Raw genomic sequence first — 14,407 nt, forward strand, 5'->3', positions numbered from 1 at the left:
AAAATCTAATATATTATGTACTATTTCATCTTTGTTTTTTAAAATATAAGTTTTGAATAGAGATTCTTTTTTACTTATTGTAAGGATTGTTATGGTATTCTTCTCTATTAAAAATTCAAGAACTTTTTCGTTATTTAAAGTTATATTTAATTCTTCATTAATACTAAAACTCTTGGTTTTTATATTAACAGAAACAGAACTAAATCGTGTTTTCTTTGAATTACAAAAAAATAGAGTATAACTATCTTCATTATAAGTCGCACCTATTAAAATTTTTGTTTTATTAGGTATGTTTATGGCATTAATAGAACTAATAAGTTCTTGGTTTTTGTTATATAATTTGGCAAAAACCACTCTTTTAGCCTTTTAAAAGAGTGCTAGTTCATTTGTGTCTTTATTTACAACTGGTAAAACATCTTTAGGTGAGTTGGCATTAGATTCTCTAGAAATATTACTTTCAATCCAACTGCTTTGCGATACAACTGGCATTGCACAAAGGATAAAAAATAAAACACAGAGTTTTTTCATTAATTTAACTTATTTGCAGGCCATTGCTAACATTAGCACCATCAGGATTAACAAATACTAATTTGCCTTCTGCATTTTCTGTCATTAATATCATGCCTTGGCTTTCTACACCTCGTAATGCTCTTGGAGCTAAATTAACTAAAACCGTAACCTTTTTTCCAACAACTTCTTCTGCTGTAAAGCTTTCTGCAATTCCAGAAACAATAGTTCTAACATCTATTCCTGTGTCTACTTTTAGCACTAAAAGTTTATTAGCTTTTGGCATTTTTTCAGCCTCTAAAACAGTACCAACTCTAATATCTAATTTTGTAAAATCGTCGAAAGTGATTTCTTCTTTTTGTGGTTCAACAACTTTATTTGCGGCTTCATTTGCTTTTTTGCTCGCTGCTAATTTGTCTAGTTGTATTTGTATTTCGCTATCTTCAATTTTAGAGAATAATAACTCACCTTTTTCTATTTGATGCTTAGCAGGAATTAAAATTTCTTTTGTTGAAATATCACTCCAAGAATTTTCATTAGTATTTAATATACCTTTTAGTTTAGTAGAAGTAAATGGTAAAAATGGCTCGCACAATGTAGCCAATGCAGCAGCTATTTGTAATGCTACATACATAATAGTTTTTGTTCTAGCTTCATCTGTTTTCACTAATTTCCAAGGCTCTTCGTCTGCTAAATACTTGTTTCCAAGTCGTGCTAAATTCATTAATTCTTGAGACGCTTCTCTAAAACGGTAGCGTTCTAAAGAGCTTTCTATTACACTAGGAAATACTTTTATGGTTGCTAAAGTTTCTTCATCTACAGTAGAGAAATTACTTGGAGAAGGTATTATACCGTCGTAATATTTGTTAGTTAAAACTACCACACGATTTATAAAGTTACCAAAAATGGCAACCAACTCGTTATTGTTTCTTGCTTGAAAATCTTTCCAAGTAAAATCGTTATCCTTAGTCTCTGGAGCGTTTGCTGTTAATGCATAACGCAATACGTCTTGCTTATCTGGAAAATCTTGTAAATAATCTGGTAACCATACAGCCCAGTTTTTTGAAGTAGATAACTTGTTACCTTCTAAATTTAAAAACTCGTTTGCTGGTACATTATTTGGTAAAATATAGGAGCCTTCAGCTTTTAACATCGCTGGAAAAATAATACAGTGAAATACAATATTATCTTTTCCAATAAAGTGTACTAACTTAGTGTCTTCGTCTTTCCAATATGGTTCCCAATCTTTACCTTCTTTTGCTGCCCATTCTTTGGTTGCAGAAATGTAACCTATTGGTGCATCGAACCATACGTAAAGCACTTTCCCTTCTCCTCCAGGAACAGGAACAGGAATTCCCCAATCAAGATCACGCGTTACTGCTCTTGGTCTTAAGCCATCGTCTATCCAAGACTTACATTGACCATAGACATTAGATTTCCAATCTTTTTTGTGGCCTTCAAGAATCCATTCTTTTAAAAATTGCTCATGCTTATTTAAAGGTAAAAACCAGTGTTTTGTTTCTTTTAAGGATGGTACATTACCTGTAATGGCAGATTTAGGGTTTATTAAATCTGTAGCATTATGGCTAGTTCCACATTTTTCGCACTGGTCTCCATAGCTTTCTTCGTTTCCACATTTTGGACACGTTCCAACAACAAACCTATCGGCTAAAAACTGATTGGCCTCAGCGTCATATAATTGTTCAGAGACTTCTTCTACAAACTCATTTTTATCGTATAAAGTCTTAAAAAACTCTGATGCTGTTTCATGATGAATTTTAGCAGATGTTCGCGAATAGTTATCGAAAGTAATACCGAAGTCTTCAAAAGATTGCTTAATAATGGTATGATATCTGTCTACAATTTCTTGAGGTGCAACACCTTCTTTTTTTGCTTTTATAGTAATGGGTACACCATGTTCATCGCTTCCACAAATAAAGGCAACATCGTTTCCAGTTAAACGTTTGTATCTAGCGTAAATATCTGCAGGCACATAAACTCCAGCCAAATGCCCAATATGTATTGGTCCATTAGTATAAGGTAATGCAGCAGTAATTGTATATCTTTTGGGAATATTCATTTTAAAATAAAAATGTTAGGTCGAGCGCAGTCGAGACCTCATTAAAACTTCTCGACTGCGCTCGAGGAAACAGAACCTTATGATTCTATAACGATAAATTTAAGCTACAAAAGTACGCAATTCATTAGCGATTTAGAAAAAAAATGTACATTTACAATATGACAAAAAAAGGTTTCATTTTAAGTCTATGTTTTCTTGTTTTTTTCTTCGGAAAAACCCAAGTTTCAGCGCAAGATTTACCTACTAAAATTACAACTAAATTGATACAACCACCTTATTTAAAAGCGGGAGATACTGTTGCTATAGTAGCACCTTCTGGTGTTTTAAAAAACAGAACAGATGAAGTTGCACGCGCTAAAAAATTATTAGAAAGCTGGCAATTAAAAGTTATAATTGGTGAGCATGTGTTTAGTAAGGATAATCATTTTGCAGGTTCAGACCAACAGCGTTGTGAAGATTTCCAAAACGCACTAGACAACCCAAACGTTAAAGCAATTTGGAGTGCAAGAGGAGGTTATGGTACAGTTAGAATTTTAGACAAATTAGATTATACAAAGTTTTTACAGCAACCTAAATGGGTTATTGGTTACAGTGATATTACAGCTTTGCACAATCAAATTCATACTAAAGGAGTAGAGAGTATACATGCCATTATGTGTGTAAGTTTACCAGAAGATTTATTAGAAATAAAAGAGAGTATAGACACTTTTAAAGCAACTCTTTTTAGCAAGCCTGTAAACTATACTTTAAAAGGCTCTAATTATAATAGAGAAGGTAATGCAACAGGACAATTAGTAGGTGGTAACTTAACTATTTTACATACCATGTTAGGCTCTAATACAAGTATAGATGTTAGCGGAAAAATTTTATTTATTGAAGAAATAGGCGAGTATAAATACCATATAGATCGTATGCTACAAAGCATGAAACGTGCTGGATATTTTGATAATTGTAAAGGTATTATTGTTGGAGATATGAGTAGAATGCGAAAAAACACCACACTTTGGGGAACTAATATAGAACAACTTATTCTAGATGCTTTAGCAGACTATAATTTTCCAATAGCTTTTAATATGCCTGCAGGACATGAAGACGATAATCGTGCGATGATTATGGGAAGAAATATAGAATTAACAGTAAATAGTAAACAAACTACAGTTGTATTTGATAAATAATAAATAAAAAGAGGGTTCCATTTTCATGGAAAGTAACCATGGCACAACACAACGAATTAGGAAAAAAAGGAGAGCAGCTTGCTGTAGATTTTTTACTTAAAAAAGGCTATGAAATTATTGAACGTAATTATAGATTTCAGAAAGCAGAAGTAGATATCATTGCAAAAATAAAAGACACTCTGGCTATTGTTGAGGTTAAAACCCGTTCAAGCATAGATTTTGGAAACCCTCAAGATTTTGTAAAACCAAAACAAATTCAACGTTTGGTGAAAGCGGTTGACGAATATTTAACCACAAACGGATTAGAGGTAGAAGTCCGTTTTGATATTATTGCTGTTGTAAAAGAAAATAATAAGTTTAAAATTGAGCATTTGGTTGATGCTTTTTATCATTTTTAGAGTTTTTCCTTACTTTAAGGCTTATAACCAACAAATACATTAAGAGTAAAAATGTAATAAATAAAATTAATTATTATAATAAATAATTCCAAATCCTTACAAAACAAAAAGAGCGAAGTGTTAAACTTCGCTCTTTAAAATATAGTTGTAATAGATTACTGTTTGCGTTCTGGGTATTTACTAGGCTTATTAGCTATTATTAAATTATTTATCTCGGCTTTAAAGGCTTTAATATCGTATGGTTTGCTAATAATTTTTTTGTCTTTGTCTAGCACAAAATAGCTAGGTGTACCAGTTACATTGTATTGGACACCTATTGGGTTATCCCACTTACCTTCTCCAAAAACGTGTATAAAACCTGGGTAATCATATGTCATGTCTTTCCAGCGGTATAAGTCGTTATCTAGAGCAATTGCAATTACTTGTAGGTCTTCTTTAGTTGCTACAAACTCTTTTAATTGTTGAATTTCTTCTAAACAATGAGAGCAAGTTGTGCTCCAAAAGAAAATTAAATAATTGTTAGCACCTTCTAATGCACTTAATTTAGAGCTTTTAATTTTATCATTTTCAGCTTTTATTTCTAAATTAAAATCTGGTGCTGTGTTGCCTATAGAGGCGTTTTTAAAATAGATAATATTATTTGCTAGTTCGTTATTGTTGTTAGCACGTGCAATATCTAGTAAGTAAGTAGAACCAATATAATTTGTAACTACCACATTAGCTTCTACCGAAAATTGATTCCATAAAATTTCTAGAAGTATAGCTTTAATTTTTGGGTGATCACCAATTGCTTTTACAACTGTATCTACATTTTCTATATAAGAAGGATCTGCATTATTTGGGTCTATAAAACCAATAACATAATCTAATGTAGTTTTAATTAAAAAATTAGAATCTTGAAGTGTCTGGTTGCCAAAATCTATATTTTTAAAATAGTTAGATTTTATGTGTTCTGAAAGCGTAGGAACGTCTTCAAAGGTTTCTGGTACATATGGTCTATTTGCTTTTATAAAAGTATTAACAATCATGTCATTAGAGGCTTTTTCAAATTCACTTTGTGTATGCTCTAGAATATTAAAAATTTCTGTGTAACCAGACTTATCTTCTTTTCCTGAATTGTAAAAATTACGAATGCTTTTGTTAATTAAATCTAGACTTCTGTTATAAGAACTGTAAAGTTTGTTTTCGCCAGATTTATCGAATGATAAGCCTTGCTCTAAATCGAATTTTAATTCAATATCTTCTTTATTGCTTACAATAAAATCGAAATTATATTGGTCTTGAGGTTGCGCATAAACTATCCTGTAAGTTCCAGGAATAGTATCCTCACTTAATTTAATTTCAAAGGTCCCATCTTCCGCAACATCTGCATTTGTAACAAATATTGAGGTTTCTGTAGTTACACGATACAAAAAGGCAAACTTAAACTCTTCTGCTGGAGAAAAGGTGCCTTTAATAGAGTGTTGAGCAAATAGTAATGAAGGTAATATTGCGAGTAAAAAAAGTAATTTTTTAGTCATTTTTAATGGTTTTATTATAAGTAAGGCAAAAACTTTGCCAAAATAATTTTATTAATTTAATATTGGTTTAAGTGCTGCTAATGCTTGTTTTACCGTTTTAATATTCTCAAAGGTAAGTAATAATCGCAAACCATTTCTGGTTTGTTTTTCTTTCATTTTTCCTGCATAGGGATTGTGTTGTATGTACTTAAGTATTTTAGAAAAATTAGGACTTTGGTAGAAATTACTTTGTTGGTCGTTAATAAAATAACCAACCAGCTTTCCTTTTTTCATAATCACTTTTTCGATTCCTAGTTTTATACAAATCCATTTTAATCTTACACTGTTTAGTAAGTCTACAACAGATATTGGTAACTCTCCAAAACGGTCAATAAGTTCGGTTTCAAACTTCGCAAGCTCTTCTTCGGTATTAAAATTATTAAGTTGTGTGTATAGGTTTAGTCTTTCGGCAATATTATTAACATAATCGTCTGGAAATAGCAATTCAAAATCACTATCAATAATCATGTCTTTAACGTACTCTTTAGTTTCAGGATCTTCGTTATACAATTCTGCAAATTCATTTTCCTTAAGTTCTTCAATAGCTTCATTTAAAATTTTCTGGTAGGTATCAAACCCAATTTCATTTATAAATCCACTCTGTTCACCACCTAATAATTCTCCTGCTCCACGAATTTCTAGATCTTTCATTGCAATATTAAAACCACTACCTAAGGCTGTAAATTGCTCTAAAGCTTGAATACGTTTTCTCGCATCTGCTGTCATAGCAGAATACTCAGGAGTAATAAAATAACAGAATGCTTTTTTATTACTTCGTCCTACACGACCACGCATTTGGTGTAAATCGCTTAAGCCAAAATTATTAGCGTTATTAATAAAAATAGTATTTGCATTTGGGACATCTAATCCACTTTCTATAATGGTTGTACTCACTAAAACATCGAAAGTACCTTCCATAAAAGAGAGCATTAAAGTTTCTAGTTTCTTGCCTTCCATTTGACCATGTCCAATACCAATTTTAGCATCTGGCACCAAACGTTGAATCATACCAGCAACTTCTTTAATATTTTCTATCCGATTATGAATAAAAAATATCTGCCCACCTCTTTGAATCTCGTAACTTACAGCATCGCGAATAGCATCTTCATTAAATCGAATAACATTACTCTCTATAGGATAACGGTTAGGAGGAGGTGTTGTAATTACCGATAAATCTCTAGCTGCCATTAAACTAAACTGAAGCGTTCTTGGAATAGGAGTAGCGGTTAAGGTTAACACATCTACATTATCTTTTATCGTTTTTAATTTCTCTTTTACTGCGACACCAAATTTTTGTTCTTCGTCTACAATAAGTAATCCTAAATCTTTAAATTTTACTTTTTTATTTACCAATTGGTGTGTACCAATAATAATATCTACATGTCCTTTTTCTAGTTTTTCTAACGTTTCTCGTTTTTGCTTTGCTGTGCGAAAACGATTTACATAATCTACAGTAACAGGAAACTCTTTTAAACGCTCTGTAAAGGTTTTGTTATGCTGAAACGCTAATATTGTAGTAGGTACTAAAATGGCTACTTGTTTACCATTATCTACTGCTTTAAAGGCTGCACGAATAGCAACTTCTGTTTTACCAAAACCAACATCTCCACAAATAAGGCGATCCATTGGTCTTTCGCTCTCCATATCTGCTTTAATATCTGCAGTAGCTGTAATTTGGTCTGGAGTGTCCTCATAAATAAAAGAGGCCTCTAATTCATGCTGTAAATAACTGTCTTCTTTATATTGAAAGCCTTTTTCAAGCTTTCGTTTTGCATATAGTTTTATTAAGTTAAAAGCAACATGCTTAACTCTAGATTTTGTTTTTTCTTTAAGTACTTTCCATGCTTTACTACCTAATTTATAAACTTTTGGAGGCTTACCATCTTTACCATTAAACTTGGTAATTTTATGTAAAGAGTGTATGCTTAAATACAAGATATCACGTTCGCCATAAACTAGTTTTATAGCTTCTTGCTTTTTGCCTTCTACATCTATTTTTTTTAAACCACCAAACTTTCCAATACCATGATCTATGTGTGTTACATAATCTCCAATATCTAGATTTGTGAGCTCTTTTAATGTAATTGCTTGCTTTTTTGCGTAACCGTTTTTAAGATGAAATTTATGATAGCGTTCAAATATTTGATGGTCTGTATAGACTACTATTTTGTTTTCATGGTCTACAAAACCTTGAAATAACGAAAGCGTTATGGTTTGGTATTTTACATCTCGCTCTGCATCATCAAAAATATCATGAAACCGTTTGGCTTGTTGTTCGATAATACAAGCTATATAATTTGTGTAACCATTATTGTGGTTGCTGTTTAAGTTGTCTATAAGTAAATTAAACTGTTTGTTAAAAGCTGGCTGAGGTGTGGTATTAAATAGTATTTCTTGTTGTGGTTTTAACCAAGAATCTGTACCAAATTCTACAACATTAAATTCTAAAATTTGTTTTTTTAGTAAAGTAGAATTACAAAAAAGTTCTATTGGTTTGGCATGTTTAACTTCGGTTGAAAGGCTTTTAAAGGCTTCCTCTGCTTTAGTAAAGAATTCGTCTATTCTAGAAAAAAGGACTTCTACATTTTTTGTAAAAACAACTGTTTTTGAAGCGATATACTTTAGAAAACTCTCGCGAGACTCGTCTAAATACTTGTTTTCAACATTTGGAATAATGCCAATTTTTTTAATTTGCTCGTTAGAGAGTTGTGTTTCTACATCGAAAGTTCTAATACTATCGACTTCGTCTCCAAAAAACTCAATTCTGTAAGGTTCGTCGTGTGAAAACGAAAACACATCTACAATACCACCTCTAACAGAGAATTCTCCTGGTTCTGTTACAAAATCTACACGATTAAATTTGTATTCGAAAAGGACTTCGTTTACAAAATCGATGTTTAAATCGTCGCCAACATTAATTTTTAATGTGTTACGTTCCAGTTCTTTTCTAGTCACTACTTTTTCGAAAAGTGCATCTGGATAGGTTACAATTATAGCAGGTTTTTTACGCGAGTTTATACGATTTAAAACCTCAGCACGCAAAAGGATATTTGCATTATCTGTTTCTTCAATTTGGTATGGCCTTCTGTAACTTCCTGGGTAAAACAAAACATCTTTACCGTTTATAAGTTGCTCAAGGTCGTTAAGATAAAATGCAGCTTCCTCTTTATCATTAAAAATTAAAAGAAATGGTTTTTCTGTGGTTTTAAAACATTCTTGTATTACAAAGGAAAGCGCAGAACCCACCAAACCTTTTATATGTGTTTTAGTTCCTTTTTCTTGAGTTTGGGCAATAGTAGTTTGCAGTTTTTGCAGTTGCAAAGACTGTGCATAAGTTTGCGAGATTAAAGATTTGCTCACGTTTTAAAGTATTGGATGGTAAATATAAGTGTTAGAATGCTTAATTCCATTTCTACAAGGAAATTACTTGTATTGAATTTGTTTTAGTATTAATGCAATTTCATATCAACGAAACATTATCTGTAATTTTGTAGTTTGCTCAAGAGTTCCATACTAATTTTAATTTTTTTTTTAATTTTGCAATTATTGACACTTCTTTTACATTTTTTTGACACTTTTTTTTTGATGTTGATTTAGTTTTACTGAAAATAAAAACTAGTAAACATGTTTTCTAGTTCAGTAATTCTAATATTAATATCTGTGCTTAGATTGTCAATATTTTGAAGTAATTCAGCCTTAACTTCATCCATTAGCTGTTCTAGCTCTTTTTTCTTGTTTAGTATATCTTTCTTTACAGCTTCAAATTCGTGATTATATTCTTGTATGTTTTCACCAAAAATAAGCTGCTTAATCGCATCGATTTTAGAAGTAGGATCGTTTGCGTTTGTATTGGTATTTGTAGGGTTATCGTTCTTTGCCATTAATAATTTAGTTTAGTAAACTAGCGTAAAAACAACAAATTAATTTAGAATAATACCTTTATTGTGCATTTTGCATAAACTCTTCTGCTTTTTCAACCATATTCATACTTCCACAGAAAAAAGGTACACGTTGGTGTAACTCTGTAGGTTCTATGTCAAGAATCCTTTTAAAACCATCACTAGACTTACCGTTTGCTTGTTCTGCAATAAATGCCATTGGGTTGCATTCGTAAAGTAAGCGCAGTTTACCATCAGAGTTTTTAGAACTTTTTGGGTACATATAAATACCACCTTTTATCATATTTCTATGGAAATCTGACACTAAAGATCCAATATACCTAGACGTATAAGGTCTGTCTTCCTCTTCTTTTTGACAATATTTTATATAATCTTTTACACCTTGAGGGAAATGGTTGTAGTTTCCTTCGTTTACAGAATAAATATTACCATTTTCAGGAAATTTCATGTCTGGATGAGATAAATAAAGTGTTCCTAAAGCTGGGTTTAAAGTAAAACCATTTACGCCATCACCTGTAGTATAAACTAACATGGTTGAGGTACCATAAACTACATATCCAGCAGCTACTTGCTGGTTTCCTTTTTGAAGAAAATCTTCTAAAGTTACAGGAGTTCCAACTGGAGTTACACGTCTATAAATTGAAAAAATAGTTCCTACAGACACATTTACGTCTATATTACTTGAGCCATCTAAAGGATCAATTAACACGACATATTTGTTTTGGTTATTCTCGTCTTGGCTATTTATTGAAATAAAATCATCCTCTTCTTCACTAGCAATCCCACAAACAATATTTCTATTGGTTAATGTTTGTATAAACTTTTCGTTAGCATAAACATCAAGTTTTTGTTGGTCTTCACCTTGAATATTGGTATCTCCTGCAGCTCCAATGATATCAACTAAACCAGCTTTGTTTACTTCATGGTTTACTACCTTTGCAGCTAACCTTATAGAGTTTATTAGTCTTGATAATTCTCCAGAAGTGTATTTAAAAGACGACTGGTTTTCAATTATAAATTCCCCTAAGGTTTGGTTTTTTCTAGACATATTTTTTAGACTTTCGCTTTTGCAAATATCGTTTATTTTAATAAACTATATCGTTTTCGTAAAAGTAAATATGTTACATTATTTAACTTTAAGCTATATTTGATTTCCAATTGATTTTTACAGAAAAGAAAATACTAAAAAAACAAATTCATGAAATACAGCATACGTCTATCTACAAAAAACGATATGAAAAGTGTTCACAATCTTATTATAGAATTAGCTGTTTTTGAAAAGGAGCCAGATGCAATAGAGGTTACTGTTAAAAACCTTATGGAGGATGGCTTTGGTAAAGAACCAAAATTTATTTGTTTTGTTGCAGAAAATGATGAAGAAATTGTAGGAGCAGCATTAATTTACAAACGTTATTCTACCTGGAAAGGTGAAGTACTACATTTAGAAGATTTAATTGTGAAAGAGCAGATGAGAGGCAGTGGCTTAGGCACAGCGCTTTTAGACGAGGTTGTTAAGTATGCAAACCAAATTGGCGTTAAACGTGTGAGTTGGGAAGTTTTGGATTGGAATGAACCAGCCATTGTTTTTTATGAAAAAAAAGGAGCAGATGTTAAACGCGATTGGGATGTTGTACATTTAAATGAAAACGGAATAAAAAACTATTTAAATAATATATAGTGCGAGTATTTAAATTTGGTGGTGCTTCTGTAAAAGATGCAAATGGAGTTAGAAATGTATTAAAACTGCTTGAAACAGTAGGTCATAAAAATACGCTTATAGTTGTTTCTGCTATGGGTAAAACAACAAATGCACTTGAGGTTGTTTTAGATAAGTATCTTAATAAGGGCAGTTATAAAAAAGAGTTAGAGACAGTAAAAAGATATCATCAAGAAATTATGATAGACTTATTTAAAAACCCACAACACGACGTTTTTAATAAAGTTGAAGAATTATTTCAAGAATTATTACAGTTTTTTAAAAGTAATAAATCACCTAATTATAATTTTCTTTACGACCAAGTAATTGGTTATGGTGAGCTTGTTTCTTCAACAATTATTAGCCACTATTTAAATAATAATAGTTTAAATAATAAATGGTTAGATATAAGACAATGTATAAAAACCGATGATTATTACAGGAATGCTAATGTAAATTGGGAAGCTACCCAACGTATTATTTCTAATCTGGTAGATGCTTCAACATTATATATAACCCAAGGTTTTATAGGTAGTGATACTAATAATTTCACAACTACATTAGGTAGAGAAGGAAGCGATTATACAGCAGCTATTTTTGCGTATTGTTTAAATGCAGATAGCGTAACCATCTGGAAAGATGTGCCAGGAGTACTTAATGGAGATCCACGTTATTTTAATAACACTCAATTGCTAAATACAATATCCTATACAGAAGCCATCGAGCTTGCTTTTTATGGCGCTTCTGTAATACATCCAAAAACACTACAACCTTTAAAGCGTAAAGAGATTCCATTACATGTAAAGTCGTTTTTAAATCCAGAAAATTTAGGCACTACAGTTAATAAATCTCAAGGTATAGAACCTAATGTGCCTTGTTTTATTTTAAAACAAAACCAAGTATTACTTTCTTTATCTACCTTAGATTTCTCCTATGTAGTTGAAGAAAATATTAGTGAAATTTTCAACTTGTTAGCTTTATATAAAATGAAAGTAGTAGTAATTCAAAATTCGGCCATTAGTTTTTCAGTATGTTTTGAGAATACTTACAATAATTTAGAAAAACTCTTGTTACACTTAAAGGCTAAATTTAAAGTAGAGTGTCATGAAAACGTATCATTATACACTATTAGGCATTATAACGATGAAGCCATAAAAAATTTAGAACAAGATAAAACCGTGTTATTGAAGCAGTTGTTTCAAGAAACAGTGCAAATTGTAACTCAATAATCTATTGCTTACATTTGTAAGCTTAAAACAGTAAAACCAATAATGTCTTTAGTCTCTGCAAAAGAAGTTTCAAAAGCTATAAACCTAGATAAATACGGTGTATTTGGAACGTTTATTGGTTGGCTATTAATGAAAGTTTTAAAAATTTCTACTCTTAATAGAATTTATAATCGTAATAAACACTTAAGCGAAGTTGAATTTTTGGATGCTATTTTAGATGAATTCCAAATTAAATTCGAAATTCCAGAAGAAGACCTTAAACGTCTTCCTAAAGATGGTGCTTATATTACAGTATCTAACCACCCATTAGGAGGAATAGATGGTATATTATTATTAAAATTAATGCTTGAAAAAAGAGGCGATTTTAAAATAATAGCGAATTTTCTTTTACATCGTATAGAGCCAATGAAGCCCTATATAATGCCAGTTAATCCATTTGAAGATCGTAAAGCTGTAAAGTCAAGTATCGTTGGCTTTAAAAACTCAATTAAGCATTTAAGAGAAGGTCATCCTTTAGGTGTTTTTCCAGCAGGCGAGGTGTCTACATATAAGGATGGAAAACTAATGGTTGATAAGCCTTGGGAGGAAGCCTTAATGAAATTAGCACAAAAAGCTAATGTGCCTATTGTTCCTATTTATTTTCATGCCAAAAATAGTAAGTTGTTTTATAAGCTATCCAAAATTAGCGATATTTTTAGAACCGCTAAATTACCATCAGAATTATTGACACAAAAACACAGAACAATAAAAGTTCGAGTTGGAAAAGCAATAAGTGTTACTGCACAAGATGAACACAAAACACTCGACGATTTTACAGACTTTATTAGGCGTAAAACCTATATGCTATCTAATGCTTTTGAGCCAAAAGAAAAATCGATTAGTAGTTTATCTTCTAGTTTAAAGGTGCCAAAAACACCAAAAAAAATTGTTACACCTGTAGATTCTGCTAAAATGATTAAAGAAGTAGCAGCGCTTCAAAAAAACGATAAAAGATTACTTGTAAGTAAAAATTACGAAGTGTATTTGGCACCTGCAAAAGACATCCCAAACATATTAAGGGAAATAGGAAGGTTGCGAGAAATTACTTTTAGAGAAGTAGGAGAAGGAACAAATGAAGCCATAGATCTAGATCATTTTGATGCTTATTATCACCATATGTTTTTATGGGATTGTGAAGCTAAAGTGCTAGCTGGAGCATATAGAATGGGCTTAGGCTCTAAAATATATGAAGCACATGGTATTAACGGTTTTTATTTACAAGATTTATTTCGTTTCGAGCCAGAACTATATAAAATGATGAGTGAGTCTATAGAGCTTGGTCGTGCTTTTATAATTAAAGAACACCAACAAAAACCAATGCCTCTATTTTTACTCTGGAAAGGTATTGTGCACACCACATTACGTTATCCAGAACATAAGTACTTAATAGGAGGTGTAAGTATTAGTAATCAGTTTTCAAATTTCTCAAAATCTCTTATGATAGAGTTTATGAAATCGCATTATTACGATCCTTATGTTGCTCAATATGTACACCCAAAAAAGGAATTTAAAGTTAAGCTTAAAGATGCAGATAAAGATTTTGTTTTTGATGCAACTGAAGCCGATTTAAATAAATTCGATAAAATAATAGATGAAATAGAACCAGGAGCTCTAAGATTACCTGTGCTATTAAAAAAGTATATAAAACAAAACGCTAGACTTGTAGCATTTAATGTAGATCCACTATTTAACAACGCAGTAGATGGCTTAATGTATATTAAAATTGCGGATTTACCTGAAAGCACAGTGCGTCCAGTAATGGAAGAGTTTCAAGCAGAATTAGAAGGTAAATTGCCAGAAAAAACAACTGAAGATTAATAGTTTT

At 31.4% G+C, this 14,407-nt stretch carries 12 protein-coding genes; 5 read left to right on the forward strand and 7 right to left on the reverse strand.

Going from position 1 to position 14,407, the window contains the following annotated elements; genetic code table 11:
* The 3 genes from QNK89_RS04590 to metG form a co-directional block, all read right to left on the reverse strand.
* A partial coding sequence (locus QNK89_RS04590) for a hypothetical protein (RefSeq protein WP_340169784.1) occupies window positions 1–354 on the reverse strand: 354 nt, incomplete at its 3' end.
* 12 nt (window positions 355–366) lie between these two features.
* Window positions 367–528 carry a hypothetical protein gene (locus QNK89_RS04595; protein ID WP_340169785.1) on the reverse strand — a complete coding sequence of 54 codons (162 nt, stop codon included), beginning with the start codon at window positions 526–528 and terminating at the stop codon, window positions 367–369.
* Between the two features lie 4 nt (window positions 529–532).
* Window positions 533–2,587: a methionine--tRNA ligase gene (gene metG / locus QNK89_RS04600; RefSeq protein WP_340169786.1), complete on the reverse strand. Its 2,055-nt coding sequence runs from the start codon at window positions 2,585–2,587 to the stop codon at window positions 533–535.
* A gap of 143 nt (window positions 2,588–2,730) precedes the next feature.
* Between metG and QNK89_RS04605 the strand changes: the two genes are divergently transcribed.
* Together QNK89_RS04605 and QNK89_RS04610 are read left to right on the forward strand one after the other, a co-directional pair.
* A complete protein-coding gene (locus QNK89_RS04605) occupies window positions 2,731–3,762 on the forward strand; it encodes an LD-carboxypeptidase (protein ID WP_340169787.1) in 1,032 nt (343 codons plus the stop codon).
* A 38-nt stretch (window positions 3,763–3,800) separates the two neighbouring features.
* A complete protein-coding gene (locus QNK89_RS04610; protein ID WP_340169788.1) occupies window positions 3,801–4,160 on the forward strand; it encodes a YraN family protein in 360 nt (119 codons plus the stop codon).
* A gap of 155 nt (window positions 4,161–4,315) precedes the next feature.
* Here QNK89_RS04610 and QNK89_RS04615 read toward each other — a convergent pair whose 3' ends face one another.
* The 4 genes from QNK89_RS04615 to fbp form a co-directional block, all read right to left on the reverse strand.
* A complete protein-coding gene (locus tag QNK89_RS04615; protein ID WP_340169789.1) occupies window positions 4,316–5,680 on the reverse strand; it encodes a TlpA disulfide reductase family protein in 1,365 nt (454 codons plus the stop codon).
* A 51-nt stretch (window positions 5,681–5,731) separates the two neighbouring features.
* Window positions 5,732–9,079, reverse strand: a complete 3,348-nt coding sequence (mfd, locus tag QNK89_RS04620; RefSeq protein ID WP_340169790.1) for a transcription-repair coupling factor — start codon at window positions 9,077–9,079, stop codon at window positions 5,732–5,734.
* A 239-nt stretch (window positions 9,080–9,318) separates the two neighbouring features.
* Window positions 9,319–9,600 carry a fructose 1,6-bisphosphatase gene (locus QNK89_RS04625; protein WP_340169791.1) on the reverse strand — a complete coding sequence of 94 codons (282 nt, stop codon included), beginning with the start codon at window positions 9,598–9,600 and terminating at the stop codon, window positions 9,319–9,321.
* A gap of 58 nt (window positions 9,601–9,658) precedes the next feature.
* Window positions 9,659–10,666, reverse strand: coding sequence for a class 1 fructose-bisphosphatase (gene fbp, locus QNK89_RS04630; RefSeq protein WP_340169792.1), 1,008 nt, complete (start codon window positions 10,664–10,666; stop codon window positions 9,659–9,661).
* Window positions 10,667–10,816: 150 nt separating this feature from the next.
* On the opposite strand from fbp, the gene QNK89_RS04635 reads away from it, so the two are divergent.
* Genes QNK89_RS04635 through QNK89_RS04645 form a run of 3 tightly spaced genes read left to right on the forward strand, consistent with a single transcriptional unit; the run spans window position 10,817 to window position 14,400 of the window.
* Window positions 10,817–11,296 carry a GNAT family N-acetyltransferase gene (locus tag QNK89_RS04635; protein WP_340169794.1) on the forward strand — a complete coding sequence of 160 codons (480 nt, stop codon included), beginning with the start codon at window positions 10,817–10,819 and terminating at the stop codon, window positions 11,294–11,296.
* Window positions 11,296–12,543, forward strand: coding sequence for an aspartate kinase (locus QNK89_RS04640; RefSeq protein ID WP_340169795.1), 1,248 nt, complete (start codon window positions 11,296–11,298; stop codon window positions 12,541–12,543). Before QNK89_RS04635 ends, QNK89_RS04640 begins: the two co-directional genes overlap by 1 nt.
* A gap of 42 nt (window positions 12,544–12,585) precedes the next feature.
* Window positions 12,586–14,400, forward strand: a complete 1,815-nt coding sequence (locus QNK89_RS04645; RefSeq protein WP_340169797.1) for a lysophospholipid acyltransferase family protein — start codon at window positions 12,586–12,588, stop codon at window positions 14,398–14,400.
* The last annotated feature ends 7 nt before the right edge of the window (window positions 14,401–14,407 follow it).

This window comes from Lacinutrix sp. (assembly GCF_037625555.1).
Taxonomy (GTDB): Bacteria; Bacteroidota; Bacteroidia; order Flavobacteriales; family Flavobacteriaceae; genus Lacinutrix.

What these genes read in the sequence shown, in the direction of transcription:
- QNK89_RS04595 (WP_340169785.1), bottom strand. Translation starts at nt 528, where the DNA reads ATGAAAAAACTCTGTGTTTTATTTTTTATCCTTTGTGCAATGCCAGTT.
- fbp (WP_340169792.1), bottom strand. Translation starts at nt 10,666, where the DNA reads ATGTCTAGAAAAAACCAAACCTTAGGGGAATTTATAATTGAAAACCAG.
- QNK89_RS04605 (WP_340169787.1), top strand. Translation starts at nt 2,731, where the DNA reads ATGTACATTTACAATATGACAAAAAAAGGTTTCATTTTAAGTCTATGT.
- QNK89_RS04610 (WP_340169788.1), top strand. Translation starts at nt 3,801, where the DNA reads ATGGCACAACACAACGAATTAGGAAAAAAAGGAGAGCAGCTTGCTGTA.
- QNK89_RS04645 (WP_340169797.1), top strand. Translation starts at nt 12,586, where the DNA reads ATGTCTTTAGTCTCTGCAAAAGAAGTTTCAAAAGCTATAAACCTAGAT.
- metG (WP_340169786.1), bottom strand. Translation starts at nt 2,587, where the DNA reads ATGAATATTCCCAAAAGATATACAATTACTGCTGCATTACCTTATACT.
- QNK89_RS04625 (WP_340169791.1), bottom strand. Translation starts at nt 9,600, where the DNA reads ATGGCAAAGAACGATAACCCTACAAATACCAATACAAACGCAAACGAT.
- QNK89_RS04635 (WP_340169794.1), top strand. Translation starts at nt 10,817, where the DNA reads ATGAAATACAGCATACGTCTATCTACAAAAAACGATATGAAAAGTGTT.
- QNK89_RS04615 (WP_340169789.1), bottom strand. Translation starts at nt 5,680, where the DNA reads ATGACTAAAAAATTACTTTTTTTACTCGCAATATTACCTTCATTACTA.